At 63.4% G+C, this 18,215-nt stretch carries 14 protein-coding genes; 3 read left to right on the top strand and 11 right to left on the bottom strand.

Annotated features, from left to right (window positions below):
* Window positions 1-66: 66 nt before the first annotated feature.
* The 9 genes from CAG22_RS03715 to CAG22_RS03675 form a co-directional block, all read right to left on the bottom strand.
* Window positions 67-1,488, bottom strand: coding sequence for an undecaprenyl-phosphate glucose phosphotransferase (locus CAG22_RS03715; protein WP_085704443.1), 1,422 nt, complete (start codon window positions 1,486-1,488; stop codon window positions 67-69).
* A 157-nt stretch (window positions 1,489-1,645) separates the two neighbouring features.
* Window positions 1,646-2,398, bottom strand: a complete 753-nt coding sequence (locus CAG22_RS03710; RefSeq protein ID WP_085589557.1) for a WecB/TagA/CpsF family glycosyltransferase — start codon at window positions 2,396-2,398, stop codon at window positions 1,646-1,648.
* The gene (locus CAG22_RS03705; protein ID WP_085589555.1) at window positions 2,398-3,585 is read right to left on the bottom strand and encodes a glycosyltransferase family 2 protein; all 1,188 of its coding nucleotides are present in this window, start codon (window positions 3,583-3,585) and stop codon (window positions 2,398-2,400) included. Before CAG22_RS03705 ends, CAG22_RS03710 begins: the two co-directional genes overlap by 1 nt.
* Complete coding sequence (locus CAG22_RS03700; protein WP_085589553.1) at window positions 3,582-4,784, bottom strand: glycosyltransferase; 1,203 nt, start codon at window positions 4,782-4,784, stop codon at window positions 3,582-3,584. The genes CAG22_RS03705 and CAG22_RS03700 overlap by 4 nt, the downstream gene beginning before the upstream one ends.
* A 53-nt stretch (window positions 4,785-4,837) precedes the next feature.
* Window positions 4,838-5,842 (bottom strand): VirK/YbjX family protein, encoded by a 1,005-nt coding sequence (locus tag CAG22_RS03695; RefSeq protein ID WP_085704441.1) that lies wholly within the window; start codon window positions 5,840-5,842, stop codon window positions 4,838-4,840.
* Between the two features lie 70 nt (window positions 5,843-5,912).
* The gene (locus CAG22_RS03690; protein WP_085704439.1) at window positions 5,913-6,890 is read right to left on the bottom strand and encodes a glycosyltransferase family 2 protein; all 978 of its coding nucleotides are present in this window, start codon (window positions 6,888-6,890) and stop codon (window positions 5,913-5,915) included.
* A 5-nt stretch (window positions 6,891-6,895) separates the two neighbouring features.
* Window positions 6,896-7,420, bottom strand: coding sequence for a serine O-acetyltransferase (locus CAG22_RS03685; RefSeq protein WP_085704437.1), 525 nt, complete (start codon window positions 7,418-7,420; stop codon window positions 6,896-6,898).
* Between the two features lie 8 nt (window positions 7,421-7,428).
* Window positions 7,429-8,385, bottom strand: a complete 957-nt coding sequence (locus CAG22_RS03680; protein WP_085589547.1) for a glycosyltransferase family 2 protein — start codon at window positions 8,383-8,385, stop codon at window positions 7,429-7,431.
* A gap of 55 nt (window positions 8,386-8,440) precedes the next feature.
* Complete coding sequence (locus tag CAG22_RS03675) at window positions 8,441-9,907, bottom strand: FAD-dependent oxidoreductase (RefSeq protein ID WP_085704435.1); 1,467 nt, start codon at window positions 9,905-9,907, stop codon at window positions 8,441-8,443.
* Window positions 9,908-10,280: 373 nt separating this feature from the next.
* Between CAG22_RS03675 and CAG22_RS03665 the strand changes: the two genes are divergently transcribed.
* From CAG22_RS03665 to galE, 3 genes are all read left to right on the top strand, one after another.
* A complete protein-coding gene (locus CAG22_RS03665; protein ID WP_085693222.1) occupies window positions 10,281-11,807 on the top strand; it encodes an O-antigen ligase family protein in 1,527 nt (508 codons plus the stop codon).
* Window positions 11,808-11,812: 5 nt separating this feature from the next.
* Window positions 11,813-14,428 (top strand): cellulase family glycosylhydrolase, encoded by a 2,616-nt coding sequence (locus tag CAG22_RS03660; protein WP_085693223.1) that lies wholly within the window; start codon window positions 11,813-11,815, stop codon window positions 14,426-14,428.
* A 79-nt stretch (window positions 14,429-14,507) separates the two neighbouring features.
* On the top strand, window positions 14,508-15,482 hold the full coding sequence (gene galE / locus CAG22_RS03655; RefSeq protein WP_085589534.1) for a UDP-glucose 4-epimerase GalE: 975 nt from the start codon (window positions 14,508-14,510) through the stop codon (window positions 15,480-15,482).
* Between the two features lie 338 nt (window positions 15,483-15,820).
* Here the strand turns inward: galE and CAG22_RS03650 are convergent, their stop codons facing one another.
* Complete coding sequence (locus CAG22_RS03650) at window positions 15,821-16,627, bottom strand: CpsD/CapB family tyrosine-protein kinase (RefSeq protein ID WP_085593459.1); 807 nt, start codon at window positions 16,625-16,627, stop codon at window positions 15,821-15,823.
* 10 nt (window positions 16,628-16,637) lie between these two features.
* Window positions 16,638-18,200, bottom strand: coding sequence for a Wzz/FepE/Etk N-terminal domain-containing protein (locus tag CAG22_RS03645; RefSeq protein ID WP_085704433.1), 1,563 nt, complete (start codon window positions 18,198-18,200; stop codon window positions 16,638-16,640).
* Window positions 18,201-18,215: the final 15 nt, after the last annotated feature.

Here is an 18,215-nt window from a genome sequence, read left to right as displayed (position 1 = left end):
GCGTTGGACTCTTCGCGGGTAAACCCGCTCCCACAGGGTGCGCAGAGCGCTTGCGAGATTTGTGCGTCAGTAGGCCTGCTTGCCGGTAAACGCATTCAACGTGCGCACCAGAATCACGAAATCCAGCCACAGCGACCAATTGTTGATGTACTCGATGTCCGAGTCCACCCGCTGGATCATCTGCTCGATATCCCTGGTCTCGCCCCTGAACCCACGCACCTGCGCCAGGCCGGTCATGCCAGGCTTGATATTGTGGCGGGCAAAGTAGTCGACGATGTCCTGCGAATACAGCGTGTCATGCTGCAAGGCATGCGGCCGTGGCCCGACCAGCGACATCTCCCCGGTCAGCACATTGAACAACTGCGGCAGTTCATCCAGGCTGGTGCGGCGGATGAAGGCGCCGACCCGGGTCAGCCGCGGGTCATTCCTCTGCGCCTGCCTGACCACGCCCTCTTCCGGCTGATGGACATGCATGCTCCTGAACTTCCAGATGCGGAACGCTTCCCCGGTCCAGCCGGTGCGTTCCTGGCGGAAGAACACCGGGCCGCGGCTATCGAGCTTGATGGCCAGCGCAACGGCCAGCAACACCGGCGATGCCAGTAGCAGGATCAGCGCCGCCAACACCCTGTCCTCGAGGTTCTTCAGGAACAGGCTCATGCCCGTCAGCGGTGTTTCCGACAAGGTCAGCACGGGAATGCCGGCAATTTCCCGCACGCTGTGGTTGATCAGGCGCAACGAGAAGATATCCGGCACCCAGTTCACCGCAATGCACTTGTCGAGCAACTTGAAATACACATCATTGATGACCTCGGAACCACCCAGTGGAGTCACCAGGTACACCGTGCGGATGCCGTGACGGGCCACGACATCGTCGAGCTCGGCAACATGCCCGAGTACTGGCATGCGCTGCTTGCCGTCGGCGCTTTCGCGCCCCGGCTCATCGGCGCTGTCGATCAGCACGCAGCCCAGCACACGCTCGCCGAACCAGGGGTTGTTGCTGATTTTCTGGTACAGGAAGTTGGCCAGGTCACCGGCGCCAATGATCAGGGCGTTGTCCAGGCGTGCATGGGCGGTGAAGCGCTTTTGCAATTCACGCACGGCAAAGTGCAGGAACAACTGGGCGATGTAGCCAATGATGAACAACTGCACCACCAGCAGCCGCGAATAGGTTTCGCTCTGCTTGGCCAGGAAGGCCATGACCACCAGGAAGCAAAAGGTTGCCGACCAGGCCTTGAACAGCCGGAAAGCCTTGATGGAAAGGCCAACGTTGGTACGGTAGATCGCATAATGATCGTAGATGACTGCCAGGGCGCCAACCAGCAACAGCAGCATGATCACGTAATCGGAGGTGATGTAGCCAAACTGGTCGTAGATCAGGTACCAGGCAATGCCGGTGACTGCAATTCCATCGAGGCCGGCCTGAATGGCGTTACTTACGCTGCTTCTTCTCTGCAATAAGGAACGACTGCTTCTGGGCTCTAGAACCATTTCAGACCTCATCAATTTGCGCGCAGCAAGTGCCTTCCACAAACCAGCAAGACTTGACAACGGCTCATGCAAAGCCCGTGAAGCGAAATCCTGCAGCCCCAACCCATTGATCTCACTGTAGCAGCCACCCGCCATCAGTGTGCGCGGATTGTGCCGCTCATACGGGGTGTCTGGCCGCCCCTCCGTCGCGGCGGTACAGCAAGGTACGCAGCAGGAACAACGGGTTACCCACCACATAACGCATGAACAAACGCTTCGGCTCGCGCAACAGTCGGTACAGCCACTCCCCGCCCAACCGCCGCAACCACTCGGGCGCCCGGCTGACCTTGCCGCCGAGAAAATCCAGGATCGCGCCGCCGCACACGATCAGGCACGGCCCGCCAGTTGCTGCCAGCCTTGCCGCCACAACCTCCTGCCTGGGCATGCCCATGCCCAGCACGATCAGCTCCGGTTGTTGCTCCCTGGCCAGTTGCAGGTAGGTATCGACGCTGGCAAAGCCATCGTGGACCGACACCGGCACCACCCCGAACACGGCTGCGCTGCGCTGCACGGCCTGGTCCAGGTAAGGTTGCCGGGTGCCCCAGAACGCGACCCGCCGCCCACGGTAGGCGGCCAGGAGCCGAGGAATGAAGTCGGTGCCATTCATGTTGAGCCCCGGTTCAAGCCCCAGCCGGCGATACAGGATCGCCATGCCGGAACCGTCGCGCAGCAGCACGTCGGCCGCCGACAATGCCTGGTGGCAGGCGCCATCGCGCACCACCAGGTTCATTGCATGGGCATTGACGAAGCCCAGCACGGTCGCGGCTTCCGGGGCGCTCAGCCTGTCCAGCAGGCGCTGCGCGGCAGTGGTATCCACCACCACTTCCAGCTTGCCGACAAGGGTGTTCCAACGTTTCTGCCATTCAGCCATCAGTCTTCATCCCGTTTCGAACGTACCCATTCAACCTGGCGCTTGATCAGGAACCCCAGATACAAGGGGACCTTCCTTGCGGCGTAAAACGGCGCGTACAGCAGCACGGAAAACGGGATCAGTTCGCGACAGAAGCGCGCCCAGGCCAGTGCGACGGCAAGGCCGAGCAATGCCAGCGCGCAAAGGGCGATCCAGGCAGGTGCCGCCAGGCCGAACAGCAGGTACGCCAGCCAGGCCACCAGGTTGAGCCCGAGCAGGCTCAGCACCAGCAACGCCAGGGGCGGCACCAGCAGGTCCAGGGTCATGGCCAGCAAGCTGCCGTTACGCTGGGTGACTGCGGCCAGCGCACGCCTGGGCGCATCGGCCAGCATCAGGCTCAGGTGCCCATGCTCCCAGCGGGTGCGCTGGCTACCCAGGCCTTGCTGGCTGGCAGGGAACTGGCTGCTGACCACGGCCTCGGGGCAGAACACTGGCGGCTTGCCCTGCTGGCACAGGTCCAGGCCCAGTTTCACATCCTCCACCAGATGCCCGTTGGCCAGGTCGATCAAGGCCAGGTCACGCCAGCCGAACGCCATGCCGGCGCCCATCAACTGGCAAGGCAGGCCCAGCCGTGCCCAACCACGCGGGCGCACCAGGTTCTTGACCCGCCAGGCGAACTCGGCAACCTGCACTGCCAGCCCGGCCCCTGCCGATGCGTGCATCAGGTACAGCGCCTGCACCGGGCGAGCGACCTCGCGGTAGCGCCGCGCCAGGTGCTCGATCGCCCCCTCATCCACCTGGCAGTCGGCATCCACCACGATCACCACCTCGGGCGGCTGGCTGGCCAGGTGGCGCACGCCAACGTCCAGGGCGTAGCCCTTGCCGCGCAACCGCGCATCGCGGCGCTCCACCACTTCGGCACCGGCCTCGCGCGCCAGTTGCGCGGTGTCGTCAGTGCAGTTGTCCGCCACCACCAGCAAGCGGTCGCCAGGCCGCAACTGCGGGGCAATGCTTGCCAGCGTGGCACGAATCATCGAGGCCTCGTCATGGGCTGGCACCAGCACTGCCACCTGCGGACGAGCGTTGTTGCCCAACGGCTGCGCGCGCGCTGGCAGGCAAGCCATCAGCACCTGCACCAACAGCAGCAGCACCGGCAACAGGGCGATGGCCGCCAGCGTGCCCAGTAACCAAGCCAATACACTCATCATGCGGATGCCTTGAAATAGCTGGCCAGCCTGGCCGCTTCGGTATCGATGTCATGCCGTTGCAGCACACGCTGGCGGGCTGCCTCGCCCATGCGCTGCAGCGCTTCGGCAGGTTGCGCCAGGCAGTCGGCCATGGCCGCCGCCAGCTCGTCCACGGCGCCGGCAGGGAACAACCAGCCGTTCTCGCCCGGCCGCACCAGCTCGGGAATACCTGCCACATAGGTGGTCAGTACTGGCCGGCGCAAGGCCATGGCTTCCATGATCACCACCGGCAACCCCTCGGCAAAGCTGGGCAGCACCAGCGCACGCGCCGCAAGGATTTCCTCGCGCACCTGTGCGCTGCTGATCCAGCCAGTGATGCGCACCTGCTGCTGCAAGCCATGCCGGGCAATCAACGCCTCGATCTGCCCACGCATTTCACCGTCGCCGGCCAGCACCAGCTCGAAGGCGATCGACCGGGCGGCCAGTACCCGCGCGGCCTCGAGCAACAGCAGCTGGCCTTTCTGTTCGCACAGGCGGCCGACGCACACCAGGCGTGGCGCCGTGGGCACGCCGACCGGCGCCACCTCATGGAAGCTGCGCTCGAGGCCGCAATGCACCACCTTCACCTTGGCCCAGTGGTCGTGCGCCACCCAGCGAAACAACTGGCTGCGCCCGTACGAGCTGACCGCCGCGACAAATGCGGCACGCCGCACCTTCTCGCCCATGTGCAGGAACTGCGGTTTGTCGAACTCTTCCGGCCCGTGCACGGTAAAGCTGTAGGCTGGCCCGCCCAGCACGTTGGCCAGCATCACCACCTCGGTGGAGTTGGTGCCGAAATGCGCATGCACATGTTTTGCTTCGCCAGCCTGCAACCACTGCAGTACCTGGCAGGCCTCGGCCAGGTAGACCAGGTGGTAGGGCCAGGCGCGGTCGGCCCGCAGGCCAAGGCGCATGGCCAGCCAAAGCGCCTGGAAGAACCGGCGCGGCTGTGCGCGCAGCACTTGCCAGGACGGTGCCAGCAAGCCCTTGACGCCACGTTGCAGCACATAGCGGGTCCTGGCCTGTTCGCTCGAGTCCTCGGCATCCTGCAACTCGGCGTCCCACCCGCGCAGGGCAATACGCTGCACCTCTACCCCCTGGCGCTCCAGCGCCAGGATCTCGCGGCGGATGAAACTGTGGCTGACCTTCGGGTACTGGTTTATGAAATAAGCAATGCGCATAGGAATCCAGATCAAGACCCGCGTAATGAGGCCTGCCGTGGCAGGGCCGGCCGTTACTTCAGGCTGTCGATTACCGGCGGCCGGCGCCCCGCCGATGCCACCTCGTCAGGTGCATCCTCCTGTTTCCCTTGTAGTCCAAGGTTGTGACCGCTGCCTGGCAACGTGGCCTGCAAGCGGGTGAAAACATCGTCGAGCAACGCCTGGCGGCGGCGGTACATCGCCCGTTTCTTCGCCGGGATGTCCTGTTCCGCCCGCTGTAACACGGCCAGCGGGAGGGCGAAGAAATCCGCATGGTTCGACGCAGTAGCGCCGTGTTCCAGCCAGATCACGTCATAATTGGCCGCCAGGTCCTGGCCTTTGTCGTTGCCAAAATACGCGTGCCGATGGTGGCGGCAGGCGTCACTGACGGCATACAGGTGCGCCACGCCCAGGGTCCTGGCCAGGCACTTCAATGCCTCGAGCAGCAGGCTGCGTGGGCGCAACCCTTCGAAGTCCTTGGTCAGGTCGCGGTAGATGGCCAATGAGGTTTCGCTGTCGACACCCTTGTGGATGCCCTGCACGGCACCGATGAACAGGCAAAGCTCGCCCTGGCTGCGGCACAGGCTGAACGCCAGGGATGCCACGCGCAGGTCGCCCTGGAACAGGTTCAATACCAACTCGCCTTCGCGCTTGAACCAGATCGGCCGGTCCAGCACCAGGCGGCAGCCCGGCGAATGGCTGGACAGCTCGCACAGCGTCAGGCTTTCGTCCCGCCCCAGCAGCAACAGCGCCGGAAACTGCCCGGCCAGCACTTCGAAGTGCGAAGCCAGCACCTCCAGGCGCTGCGGGGCTTCCCAGCATTTGCTGAGGTAAGGCCACTGCACGACACCGATGCAATCCACCCCCAGCCGCTGCAAACCTTGCGGGCCCAGCGTCGCCGTCATGCGCTGCAGGAACGCATTCAGCTCAGGCCATTGCCTGGCAATCTGCAGCGTCAACTTGCGCTTGTTGTTCAGCGCCCGCAACGAGTAGCCCGGTTGCAAGGTAAACACGCTTTTCACGATCATGCCGAGCATCATGGGCCTCTTTCTCATAGAACTGCACATAACTTATTGAATTAGCAGGGGCCCTTTGGGGGCGGACTCCTTGTCACTTGTACTCGATCAACGTCGATTTGCCGGCCGCGATGCGGTGGCGCAAGAACTTCAGTTGCCCAAGCATTTCCGGGAACTTGCCCAATACCAGGAACACCGCCTGTAGCCAGTTCTCCCGCACCGACTTGCCCCCACGCCGAGCCAGGCGTACGGCCTGCAGCGGGTAGACCAGCAGCAACAGCAGGCTCCAGCCGCCCAGCAGCAGGCAGGCCAGCACGGTCACCACGGGGATGCCCAGGCCCCACAGCCAGGCCCGGCGCGATTCGCGTAGCCAGTGCCGCTCGGGCGGCTGACCATGCAGGTATGCCCCTTCGGCATAGGCGTGGCCAGCGCGCAGGCTACGCCGCCACCATTGGCTGAAACGGGTCATGGCGGCGTCGTGCAGGGTCATCTCGGCGTCCAGGCGCCAGACTTTCCAGCCCTTTGCCCGCAGGCGCACGCACAGTTCGGGCTCTTCTCCGGCGATCAGCTCGGGTCGAAAGCCGCCGACTGCGGCAAAGGCATCTACCCGCATCAAGGCATCGCCACCACACGCCTTGGCCTCGCCGATGGGGGTGTCCCACTCCAGGTCGCACAACAGGTTGTACACCGACCGCTGCGGGAAGCGCTCGCGTCGGCGGCCACACACCACTGCCACGTCGGGATGGTCGTCGAGAAACGCCTGCGCCGCGGGCAGCCAGCCGCTATCCACCTCGCAATCGCCATCGACGAACTGCACCAGTTGCATCGACGGCAGCCGCCGCTGCAAGGCGAAAAAGCCTTCGTTACGGGCGCGCGCGGCAGTAAACGGGGTGCCCAGGTCCAGCGCCAGTACCTCTACCCCCAGTCTGCGGGCCAAGTGCAGTGAACCATCGGTGGAGCCCGAGTCGACGTACATGACCTTGTCCGCCCCCTGCTGCAGCGAAATCAGGCAACGTTCCAGGCGCTGGCCTTCGTTGCGGCCAATCACCACCACACCGACCCCGCTCGCCATGGGCCTCACTCGACGGGCGCCGTGGCGGCCGGTTGCCTGGCCTTGATGATGGCCGGCACCCCTACCGCCAGCGAATTGTCCGGCACATCCACCAGCACAACGGCATTGGCACCGATGATCACGTCGTTGCCGATACGGATGCTACCCAGCACCTTGGCCCCGCTGCCGATATCGACGTTGTTGCCGAACACCGGTGCAATCGGCTCGTTGACGTTCTTCAGGCCCACCACCACCCCATTGCGGATGCGGCAGTCATCGCCAAAACGGGCATAGCCGCTGATGACGATGCCGCCAAAATGGTCGATGACGAAGTTGCGGCCGATCACCACTTCGCACGGCAACTCCACACCCGTGATGATCTGCACGAACTTGAACAGGACCTTGTAGATGAACGAAAACAGCTTGCGCAGCAGTGCCGGGCGCACCCCATAGCGCCAGCGGCCGAAGCGGTACACCAGCAGTACCCAGAAGCCTTGGGCGCCCCAGTCGCCACCGTGGGCACGCAGGTCGGCACGTATATTCTCGAACATGGCTCCACCTACCTTGTCGGTTGGCTGGCGTACCGGGTCTTGAACAACAGAGACCAGGTCGCCCGGCAATGACGCCAGCAGGCCTGTATCGCGCCCCGGCCGCGTCGTTTCAACAGCGCCTTGAGTGCCAGCACCAGGTCGCCCAAGGTGACCAGCAGCATGTGCAGGGCCAGGCCCGCCAGCCCGTGATGCTTGCGGAAGTACAGCAGCTCGCTTTCGATCTGGTATGACGAGATCTGCCGGCTGGCCGCCTCCAGTTCAGCCACCGATCTGGAGCTTTCCCCACCGATGTGCACCACCGTGGTATGCGGGTAGAACACTACCTTCCAGCCGGCCGCCTTCACCCGCTTGCAGTGGTCGACCTCTTCGTAATAAAGAAAGTAGCGCGGGTCGAACAGGCCCACCTGGTCTAGCACTTCGCGGCGCACCAGGTAGAAGCAGCCAGGCAGCCAGTCGCACTCGCGGACCGAGGCGTGGTCCCAGTTCATTTCGTCGACCATCTTCAGGCCGGGGAAAAAGCGCCCCAGCCCGGTACGCCCGACGAACACGTTGAGCGGTGTGGGGAAGTAGCGGCAACTGGGCTGCAGGTCGCCGTCGCGGCCCTCCAGGCGCACCCCCAACACCCCGCACTCCGGGTGGGCTTCCATGTAGTCGAGGGTTTTCTGCAGGGAATCGGCGGCGACGAAGGCGTCGGTGTTCAGCAGCAAGGCGTACTTGCCCTTCAGGTGCTCCAGCAGCTGGTTGTTGGCCCGGCCGAACCCCACGTTCTGCCTGTTGCTCAGCAGCAGTGCCTGCGGGCACACCTCGGCCATGCGCTGCAGCGAGTCATCGACCGAGGCATTGTCCACCACCAGGTAGCTGGCCAGCCGTTCGCTGTCGGCCCGGCGCAGCGCATCGAACATCGGCTGCAGCAGCCTGGCCGTGTTGAAGTTGACCACCATGACGTCCACAGGTTTGCTAGCCATTGTTGCCATCCCTCGAAGAAGTCCCCGCGCCTTTGCAGCATCAGCACAACATTCGTCACACCACGGCTTCCCTGGCCGCGCTCATCCTGGCATCGAGGTGGTCGGCCAGGCGTAGCGCAAACTGCAGCAGCGGCATGGTCGGGTTGGAGGCACCGCCCGTGGCAAAGATGCTGCTGCCGGCGATGTAAAGGTTTTCGGTACCGAACACCCTGCAGTTGGTATCGACAACACCGAACTGCGCCGACGACGCCATGCGCGTGGTACCCATGTGGTGGGCATGTGGCGACAGCTTCAGCGGTATCGAGGTGTCATAAACGAAGTCATTGAGCTTGATGAAGCCCAGGTTCATGTCCGCCCACTGCTTGGCCAGTTCGCTGCCAATGCACTTGATGGTGTGCCGGTCATCAGCGCTCAGGGCCCAGTTGACATTGACCTTGGCCACGCCCAGTGCGTCCTTCTCGTCCAGCAGCGAAATGCGGCTGCGCAGGTTGGGGAACTGCTCGATCATGGTGCTGATGACACCGTCACCGGGGCAACTGAACTTGGTCACGAAGGCGATCTTGCCGGCTACCCCCATGTCGCAGGCCAGGTTCTCCAGAAAATGCTTCACCTCGGCAGTACGTCCATAGGTTTGTACATCGGCCAGCAAGGCGGCCCTGACATTGCCTTTACCTGCCTTGTATTCGTCAACGAAGGCATCGGTGGTGTAGTACTCGCGCGGCTCGGGGTCCAGCCCCGACTTGAGGATGAAGGAGCCAAGGTCAATGTTCAGATGCTCCATGAAACACCGGCCGACCAGCCCGTCCTTGCTCACGACCCCCGCCGCCAGCAACGACTCGCTGTTGAGCAGTTGCCGGGCATTCTCGATGGCACCGGTGGCCAGCACGAAGTTTCTCGCAACCAGGCGCTGGCGATTGCACGCGTAATCGGACAGTACGACTGCGGCCAGGTGGCCGGAGGCCTGGTCGAACTCCAGGTTCACGCAATTGCAGTTGATGAACACGTCCAGGCCTTGGGTCTGTTCCAGGGCTGTGGCGTACTTTTGCGCAAAACGCGTGGGCGGGCTGAGCAGAAAGCGGTCTGGCTCGAATTCTCCGCCGTCGAGGCCAGCATTCAACGCGTGAAAATCCGACCCGGGCGGCAGGTCGACGATATCCATTGCAACAGGCAGGTAGCCTGCTATCTCCGAATACGGAATGGGCCAGCCAGGCAGGTCGCCAATAGGGGGAACGGCGAAGTCCGAGGGGCTGAACGGCCGGCAACGGCCGGCCCAATGGTTGGATGTGCCGCCCAGGTAACGCAGGCGAGCCTCCCCGGCGTACAGCTCCAGGCCAGTGGATGCACAGGCGTACAAAGCTTGCGAGTTCGCCGAATATTCACGCCCGCCACCCTCGGCAAGCAGTACGCTCCAGCCCGCGGCGGCCAGGCGCAGGCCCAAGGTGATGCCCGCGGGGCCGGCACCGATGATGCAGACATCGTAACTGTCGCGCAGGGCCTTCTGCTGTTGATAATCCTTGATCATGGGTGTTCGTTCCGGAAGTAGCGAGACGGCAATACCCAGCCGTTGATCACCACGAACCCGGGCCTGCCGGCAGGTTGGCTGGCAGCGGCTGGCGAAGCAGCGAACACCAAACCACCAACCCCCAGCAACACGCAACTCTGGAGAAACCCTCTACGACCCGTTTGCGCAGTACAAAAAGTAAGCTTCCCCATGACACAGTGACCTGCACCTTTGAAAGATTTACCCGACAAGCCGCATTACCGCCAGTCCCCGGGGCCAGCTTCACAATCGACGGCATGGCGTCGATCTCTGACCGATTGGCTAAAAGGTCACTATAGTTTCAATCAGCCACGATGCTAGCCGTTGCCCACCGACGCAAAGGTGCACATAGCCAATGCCTGAACATTTTCGTGCGTTGATCGTCATCCTGTTTCTGGCGAGCGTGGTCTTCCTGCTGGCGCGGCGGCCTGCCACCGACCTGATCCCGCTCAGCGACTTCAAGCGCCGGCGCAACCTGTGGTTCCTGCTTACCCTGCTGGCGTTCTTCTCGCACAGCTTCTGGCTGTACCTGGGTGCTGGCGCCGTCATCCTGTACATCGCCGGGCGCCGCGAACACAACCCCATGGCGCTGTTCTACATGCTGCTGTTCCTGGTCCCGCCGGCTTCGGTGCAGGTGCCCGGGTTTGGCGTGGTCAATTACCTGGTCGACCTCAACCATATCCGCCTGCTGACCCTGTGCGTGCTGCTGCCGGCGGCACTGGCCCTGCGCCGGCAGGGCGACACCCTGCGCTTCGGCCGCACCTGGCCCGACAGGCTGTTGGCGGCCGGCCTGCTGCTGATGAGCGTGCTGTACCTGCGCGAAACCACCCTGACCGACACCCTGCGCCAGACGCTGTACCTGTATGTCGACGTGCTACTGCCGTATTACGTGGCCAGCCGTGGCCTGCGCCAGATCAGCGACTTCAAGGACACCCTGCTGGCCTTCGTGCTTGCCTCCTTCGTCCTGGCCCTGATCGGCGTGGCCGAGTACGTGCGCCACTGGCTGCTGTACAGCGCCCTGGTCGACGCCATGGGCGTGCCGTGGAGCATGTCCGGCTACCTGAGCCGTGGCGGTTCGCTGCGCGCCAGCGTCACCACCGGGCAGGCGATTGCCCTGGGCTATGTGATGAGCGTGGCCATCGGCCTGTTCCTGTTCGTCCAGGGTTACGTGCGCCGCCCCCTGCAGCGGGCGCTGGGCGCCCTGCTGCTGGCCGCCGGGCTGTTCGCGCCACTGTCCCGTGGCCCGTGGATCGGCGCCGTGGTCATCGTGGTGGTGTTCATCGCCCTGGGCAAAGGTGCGGCCAGGCGCCTGGCGCTGCTCGCCGCGGCCGGCGTGCTGGCCCTGCCCTTGCTGACCATCGTGCCCGGTGGCGACAAGGTACTGGACATGCTGCCGTTCATTGGCAACCTCGAGAAAGAGAACATCACCTACCGCGCAAGGCTGATGGACAACTCGTGGATCGTCATCCAGCGCAACCCGCTGTTCGGCTCGTTCGACTTCCGCAACACCCCGGAAATGCAATCGATGATCCAGGGTGAAGGCATCATCGACATCGTCAACACCTACATCAACCTGGCGCTGCGGGTAGGGCTGGTCGGGCTTGGCCTGTTCGTGGCGTTCTTCGCCGCCGTACTGCACGGCATCCGCAAGGCCATGCGCAGTTTCCCCGACAAGGACGACGAACAACGCCAGCTCGGCCGGGCATTGCTGGCGACACTGATCGGCATCCTGGTGATCATCTTCACCGTCAGCAGCATCACCTTCATCCCGGTGGTGTACTGGACTGTCGCCGGGCTGGGCGTGGCCTACATCCAGATGGTCCGCAGGCTGCACAACAGCCAGGCCATCGCGCTGGCCGACCCCGGCCTTCAACCAAGGTGACACTTATGAGCTTGCTCCCCCTGCGCAGCCGGGGTTTTCAAACCCTGCTGCGGGTTTCGGCCATTGCCGGCCTGGCCTTGCTGCCGCTCACCGGCTGGGCATCAGCGTGGCAAGTCAGTGTCGATGAACAGAACGGCCTGCCCATGGTGACCCGCGGCGGTGGGCCGGTGATGAAAGCCAAGTTCGACTTCTGGGCGGCCAACTGGAGCTGGACCGGTTTCTCCACCACGTTCAAGGTCAATGGCCCCTACCACTACACGCTGCAGGGCAAGAACAAGGAGCTGGACTTCGACCTGGCGGCGGATATCCGCAAGGAGCAGGCGCAAACCCTGAGCTGGGCCTTCGACCTCGACGCCCATAGCCGCCAGGCCGGGGTGATGGGCGGCGGCATGGTGTTCGAGTTCGACCCTGCGCAAATTGCCGGCGAGATGGGCGCCCCGCAGCTGCTGCCCGGCAACCGTGGCTGGTCGTGGGGCAAGGCTGACCAGGGCCGGCGCATCGAAATGCGCTTCGATCCACCACTGGCCAAGGTGTATTTCGAGCGCGGCAACCCGTCCGAACTGCGTGCATTCATCTACAGCGACCCGATCAGCGCAGGTCGGCAGCAGATCAAGGCGATGCTGAACATTACCGGCGACATTGAGCTGGGGCCCACGCCCAGCGAACGCTTCGGCCTGGCCGACCCCGCCGGTTGGCCCGACGACCAACTGGACTGGCGCACCTCGCCAGTGGACCTTTCATTCCTTAACGCTGCGGAAAAGCCTGCCGGCAAGCACGGCTTCGTCAAGGCCGTTGGCGAGCAATTGATGTTCGAAAACAACACCCCGGTGCGCTTCTGGGGCACCAACCTGTCCGCCTATTCACTGTTCAAGAGCCCCGACGAAGAAATCCGCCAACAGGCCAAACGCCTGTCGGCACTGGGTTTCAACCTGGTGCGTTTGCACCACCACGACTCGCCCTGGGTCAGCCCGAACGTGTTTGGCGACGGCACCCTGGTGCGCGATACCCAGCAGCTCAGTGCCGAATCGCTGCGCAAGCTGGACCTGTGGATCAAGGCGCTCAAGGATGAAGGCATCTATATCTGGCTGGACCTGCACGTGCAGCGGGCGCTTACCGCCAATGACAACATCGATGACTTCAAGGAACTGGCCAAGGGCGAGAACCACGTCGACCTGAAGGGTTACGCCTATGTAAACCGCAGTATCCAACAAGCGATGAAACGCTTTGCCGAGCAGTACCTGACCCATGTGAACGAATACACCGGCCTGGCCTACAAGGACGACCCGGCCATCGCTGCCGTACTGCTCACCAATGAGAACGACCTCACCCAGCATTATGGCAACGCCCTGATGCCGAACAAGGATGTGCCGCACCACAGCGAGCGCTACATGGAAGCGGCCAAAGCCTTCGCCAAACAATACGACCTGCCCACCGACCTCACCTGGCGCGCCTGGGAGCATGGCCCTTCGAAGCTGTTTCTCAACGACCTGGAACAGCGCTTCAACGCCGACATGATCGCCCACCTGCGCGGCCTCGGCGTGAAAGTACCGATTGCCACCACCAGTACCTGGGGCGGCAATGGCCTGAGCGCGCTGCCGGCACTGACCGCAGGCGATGTCATCGATGCCCATGCCTACGGTGCCAATGGGCAACTGGAGAAGAACCCGTTGACCAGCGACGGCATGATCGACTGGCTCGCCGCCGCCCAGGTAGTCGGCAAGCCGCTGACCGTCTCCGAGTGGAACGCCGAACCCTTCCCGCTGCCCGACCGCCACTCGCTGCCGCTGTACGTGGCCGGCACCGCCGCCCACCAGGGCTGGGACGCCATGCTGCAGTACGCCTACAGCCAGCAGGCCTTCAACCCAGGCTGGCGCACGGCGGACAACTGGCACGCGTACAACGACCCGGCGATGATCGCCACCCTGCCCGCTGCCGCCCTGCTCTATCGCCGCGCGGACGTGAAGCCGGCCACTACCCGCTATGTGTTCGCGCCGACGCCCGCCACCCTGTACAACCAGGAGATCACCCCGCGCACTTCAGCGCTGCTGCGCACGGCCATGGAAAAGGGCCAACTGCAGATCGCCCTGCCACAGACGCCGGAGTTGCCCTGGCTGAAGCCCGCCGCCATCCCTGCCGGTGCGCAGGTACTGCAGGACCCGGGGCAGTCCTTGCTGCCAGCCGACGCCACGCAAGCGCTCAGCGACACGGGCGAGCTCAAGCGCAACTGGCAACAGGGCATCTATACCATCGACACACCGCTGACCCAGGCCGCCACCGGCTGGCTGGGAGGTCGCTCGATCAGCCTGGGCGCCATCCAGGTGCAAGCACGAACGCCGTACGCCAGCGTCGTGGTGCAAAGCCTGGACGGCAAGCCCCTGGGCCAGTCACGCGAACTGCTGCTGTCGCTGGGTACCCGTGCCGTGCCCAAGGCCGATTACAAGACGCCGTTCAACGTCGAGCCGCTTGCCGGCACCTTGAGCATCAAGGCGCCTGCTGGCCTGAAACTGTTCGCCCGGGACGCGCAGGCGCAGTTGAAACCGTTGCCGATGGCTTACCAGGATGGGCGCTACAGCATCACGTTCGATGGCAAGTACATGTCCAACTGGCTGTTCTTGAAATAGGGTATATGGCCATCTACCCTCACCACAGACCTGTAGCTGAAAAGCGCGGCTGTACAACAGCAGAGTCCTGGAGGCATGGATGAAGTTTCTGGTTGTCGGTGGCGCAGGCTACATTGGCTCGCACATGGTCAAGCACTTGCTCGGCGCGGGCCATGAGGTGGTGGTGGCGGACCTGGTCTCGCCCGGCCCCGGCGTCCAGTGGGCGAAACTGGACATCGCCGACGAACCCGCGCTGGATGTGCTGTTCGGGGTTTGCCGTTTCGACGCTGTGTTCCACTTTGCCTCGTTCATCCAGGTGGGCGAGTCGGTCAGCGTGCCCGGCAAGTATTACCAGAACAATGTCTCGGCTACCCTTTCCCTCCTGCAGGCCATGGTGAATGCTGGTATCAGGCACCTGGTTTTTTCTTCCAGTGCAGCCGTTTACGGCAACCCGCAGTATGTGCCGATCGACGAAGCGCATGCCAAGGGGCCGATCAACCCGTATGGGCTGAGCAAATGGATGGTCGAGCAGATTCTCGAGGACTTCGACCGAGCCTACGGCTTGAAGTCGGTATGCCTGCGTTACTTCAACGCAGCCGGCGCAGACCCGGAAGGCCAGCTGGGAGAGCGCCATGACCCGGAAACCCACCTGATTCCGTTGATCCTGCAGGCCGCTTCGGGCCGGCGTGATGCGGTAACGGTATTTGGCCGCGACTACGACACGCCGGATGGTACCTGCATACGCGACTATGTGCATGTGGCCGACCTGGTGGCGGCCCATGCACTGGCGGTGGATTACCTGCTGGCGGGTGGCGAGCGAACCGCGTTCAACCTGGGCAATGGGCTGGGCTTTTCGGTGCAGCAGGTGATCGATATGGCCAGGGCGGTGACTGGCCGGCAGATCCGCACCCTCGACGCGCCCCGCCGCCCCGGCGACCCGCCCCGGTTGGTGGCGGATGCTGGCAAGGCCATGCGCATGCTGGGCTGGCGGCCGGAGTTTGCCGCATTGGAGCCGATTGTGCGGCATGCGTGGCAATGGGAGTTGCAGTATCCCTGGGTTCAGCGCCAAAGCTGAGATTGTGGGGCTCGCTACCCACCAACTGAAGGCAAGCGCCATACCTGTGGGAGCGGGCGCGCCCGCGAACACCGGCGCAGCCGGTGCCAGCCACCGCGTCGCCTGCTTCGCGGGCATGCCCGCTCCCACAGGGACCCCATCAGCCGAAAGAATGCGCTATACCTGTGGGAGCGGGTTTACCCGCGAACACCGGCGTAGCCGGTGCCAGCCACCGCGTCGCCTGCTTCGCGGGCATGCCCGCTCCCACAGGAAACCCCGTCAACTGAGGGTATGCGCTGTACCTGTAGGAGCGGCCTTGTGTCGCGATGGGCTGCGACGCAGCCCCAGAATCCTGTGCCTCAATAATAGGTCCGAGGCTGCTCGTCAGCCTTGTTCAATACCGTCCCCACCAGGTTCACCCTGGCCAGGTGATGCAGGCAATCTTCGATTTCCTTCCTGTTGTTCATACCGTTGGCCACCACCAGCAGCACACAGTCGAACTTGGGGATCACGGTGATCGCATCGTCAGAGCTGAGCAACGGCGGCAAATCGAAAATGCAGATGCGCGACTCGTAGCGGTTGCGCAGTTCGCTGATCAGGTTGTTCACTTTGGGCGACGACAGCATTTCGGTAGACAACGGCACCGGTACCCGCGTGGGCAGTACCACGAATCGAGGCAAGGTCGGGTTAACCAGGCAATCCTGCAGCTCGGCCTTGTCCGTCAGAAACTCGTTCAACGCCTGGTCCATGGGCAGGCCCAGGCTGCTGCCGACCTTGGGCCGACGCAGGTCGAAGTCCACCAGCAACGCAGTCTTGGTGGTGTGGTGGGCGATGCTCATGGCCAGGTTGATCGACAGCACCGTCTTGCCTGCTTCAGGGGTTGGCGAGGTGATGGCCAAGGTTCGCCAGCCATTCTCGTCCATGGTCCTGAGCACTTGCGTGCGCAGCAGGTCGATCGGCCCGTTCATGTTGGAGTTCTTGTTGTAGGCGACGATACGGTGACGCTCCAGGTGCTCCGCGCGCAGCGGCACCACCTTGGTGTTCACGTAATCGAACTGGCCAGGCACTTCCACCAGCGCCGTACCTGGGGCGGGTGACAAGGCCTGCGGGGTACCTGGGGTAACCTGGTGAAGATTATTGCCAACAGCCGGCTTGGTCCTGTCCATCACTGCTTTCCTATGCAAACCGAGACATGACTTTGAACAACAGCACATCCAGTGGCATGTAGAACACGTGCACCAGCACCACCATGATAGCCGCCAGCACCAGTGCAGCCAGGATCAGCCAGTTGCGCCAACGCTTGCGCCTGGCCACATCGGCCTTGGTATCGATGTATGGCAGCGCCACCAGCACCCGCCTGCCCAGCAGGTTTTCCAAGGCACCGACGCCGCGAATGCGCTGGTTGAGCATTTCCAGCAACATCACCAGCGCACCGCCACCTGCCGGTGCCAGCACCAGGCCCAGCGCGGCGATTTTCTTGCGGTTGGGCTTGATCGGTTTCTCGGGCATCAGCGGTGGCTCCAGCAGCACAAAGCGCTCGGCCTTGTTCTCCTGCTCGAGGCTTTCGGTGATCTTCGCGCCCATTTCCTTGGCGCGGATTTCCTCGTACTTCTTGCGCGCGTTGTCGTGGTCACGCATCAAGGTCACCAGGCCACGCTCGACCTGCGGCGCCTCGAGGATCTCGGCCTCGTAGCCTTCCATCTTGCGGGTCAGCTCGCGCTTCTGCTCGGCCAGCGAAGCAATGCGCACCTGTGCCGCGCTCATCTTGGCGCGCACGCGGGCGACATCGAGGCCGACCGTGGAGGCCGCAGCCGTGCGATTGCCACTGGCTTCGAGCGCCTGGATCCTGCGCTTGACCGCCACCACATCGGGGTGGGCTTCCTTGTAGCGGCTCAGCAGCCGGGCATACTCGGCTTTCAGGCTGGGCAGGTCCTGGGGCTGCTCGGCACTGGCCACCCTGGGGCCTTCGCCGACCTTGGTAGCCAGCCCGGCACTGGCCGCGGACAGTTCCAGCTCAAGGTAACGCAGCTCTTCCTGGGCGGCCTTGTAATCACGGTCGACCTCGCGGAACTCCAGCTCCGAGCGTGACAGCATGTTCATGCGCAAGGTCTGGTGCTCGGGCAAGGCATTGGCGTGGGCCTGCTTGAAATCCGCCAGCTGGTTTTCCAGGCTGGCCAGCTCGGCACCCAGCTTGTTCGCCTCCTGGGTGAGGAACTCGGTGGTTTCGTTGGCCCGCTCGGTACGCTGCTTGAGGTTCTCGTTGAGGAACAGCGTGACCAACTCGTCGGCAACTTCCTTGGCCACCTCCGGCTGCTTGTGCTCGAAGGACACATTGAACGCCACGGTCGCTTCGCCACGCCCGCGTACATAGGTGGTGAGGGTTTCGACCACGATGGCACTGCGCATGTGGTCAATCTTGTCGCTATCGCTGAAGCGCTTGTCGGGGAACAGGTTGTACTTGTCGATGATGCGCAGCAGGTTCTCTCGGGTCATCACCCGCTGGCGAATCACTTCGATGCGTTCATCGGCGAAACTGGTGTTGTTGGTCGATACCAGCTCGGGTGAAATCTGCTGCGACTCCACCAGGATGGTGCCGGTCGACTGGTAGATCGGCGGCACCATCACTGCGAAAGCGACGGTCGCGGCCAGGATGACTACGATGCTCACCCCCAACAACAGGGCCCGGTCCTTGATTATGGCGATGTAATCTCTGAGGGAGAGCTCGTAGTCGGACTTCATGGGGCCACCTGCCTG

It is taken from the genome of Pseudomonas sp. B8(2017) (assembly GCF_002113575.1).
GTDB lineage: Bacteria > Pseudomonadota > Gammaproteobacteria > Pseudomonadales > Pseudomonadaceae > Aquipseudomonas > Aquipseudomonas putida_Z.
Note: the sequence above shows the minus strand (reverse complement) of the source record. Positions and strands in the feature narration are given on the sequence as shown.

Excerpts from the sequence above, each read along its gene's own strand:
- CAG22_RS03715 (WP_085704443.1), bottom strand. The coding sequence starts at position 1,488 with ATGGTTCTAGAGCCCAGAAGCAGTCGTTCCTTATTGCAGAGAAGAAGC.
- CAG22_RS03710 (WP_085589557.1), bottom strand. The coding sequence starts at position 2,398 with ATGGCTGAATGGCAGAAACGTTGGAACACCCTTGTCGGCAAGCTGGAA.
- CAG22_RS03705 (WP_085589555.1), bottom strand. The coding sequence starts at position 3,585 with ATGATGAGTGTATTGGCTTGGTTACTGGGCACGCTGGCGGCCATCGCC.
- CAG22_RS03700 (WP_085589553.1), bottom strand. The coding sequence starts at position 4,784 with ATGCGCATTGCTTATTTCATAAACCAGTACCCGAAGGTCAGCCACAGT.
- CAG22_RS03695 (WP_085704441.1), bottom strand. The coding sequence starts at position 5,842 with ATGATGCTCGGCATGATCGTGAAAAGCGTGTTTACCTTGCAACCGGGC.
- CAG22_RS03690 (WP_085704439.1), bottom strand. The coding sequence starts at position 6,890 with ATGGCGAGCGGGGTCGGTGTGGTGGTGATTGGCCGCAACGAAGGCCAG.
- CAG22_RS03685 (WP_085704437.1), bottom strand. The coding sequence starts at position 7,420 with ATGTTCGAGAATATACGTGCCGACCTGCGTGCCCACGGTGGCGACTGG.
- CAG22_RS03680 (WP_085589547.1), bottom strand. The coding sequence starts at position 8,385 with ATGGCTAGCAAACCTGTGGACGTCATGGTGGTCAACTTCAACACGGCC.
- CAG22_RS03675 (WP_085704435.1), bottom strand. The coding sequence starts at position 9,907 with ATGATCAAGGATTATCAACAGCAGAAGGCCCTGCGCGACAGTTACGAT.
- CAG22_RS03665 (WP_085693222.1), top strand. The coding sequence starts at position 10,281 with ATGCCTGAACATTTTCGTGCGTTGATCGTCATCCTGTTTCTGGCGAGC.
- CAG22_RS03660 (WP_085693223.1), top strand. The coding sequence starts at position 11,813 with ATGAGCTTGCTCCCCCTGCGCAGCCGGGGTTTTCAAACCCTGCTGCGG.
- galE (WP_085589534.1), top strand. The coding sequence starts at position 14,508 with ATGAAGTTTCTGGTTGTCGGTGGCGCAGGCTACATTGGCTCGCACATG.
- CAG22_RS03650 (WP_085593459.1), bottom strand. The coding sequence starts at position 16,627 with ATGGACAGGACCAAGCCGGCTGTTGGCAATAATCTTCACCAGGTTACC.
- CAG22_RS03645 (WP_085704433.1), bottom strand. The coding sequence starts at position 18,200 with ATGAAGTCCGACTACGAGCTCTCCCTCAGAGATTACATCGCCATAATC.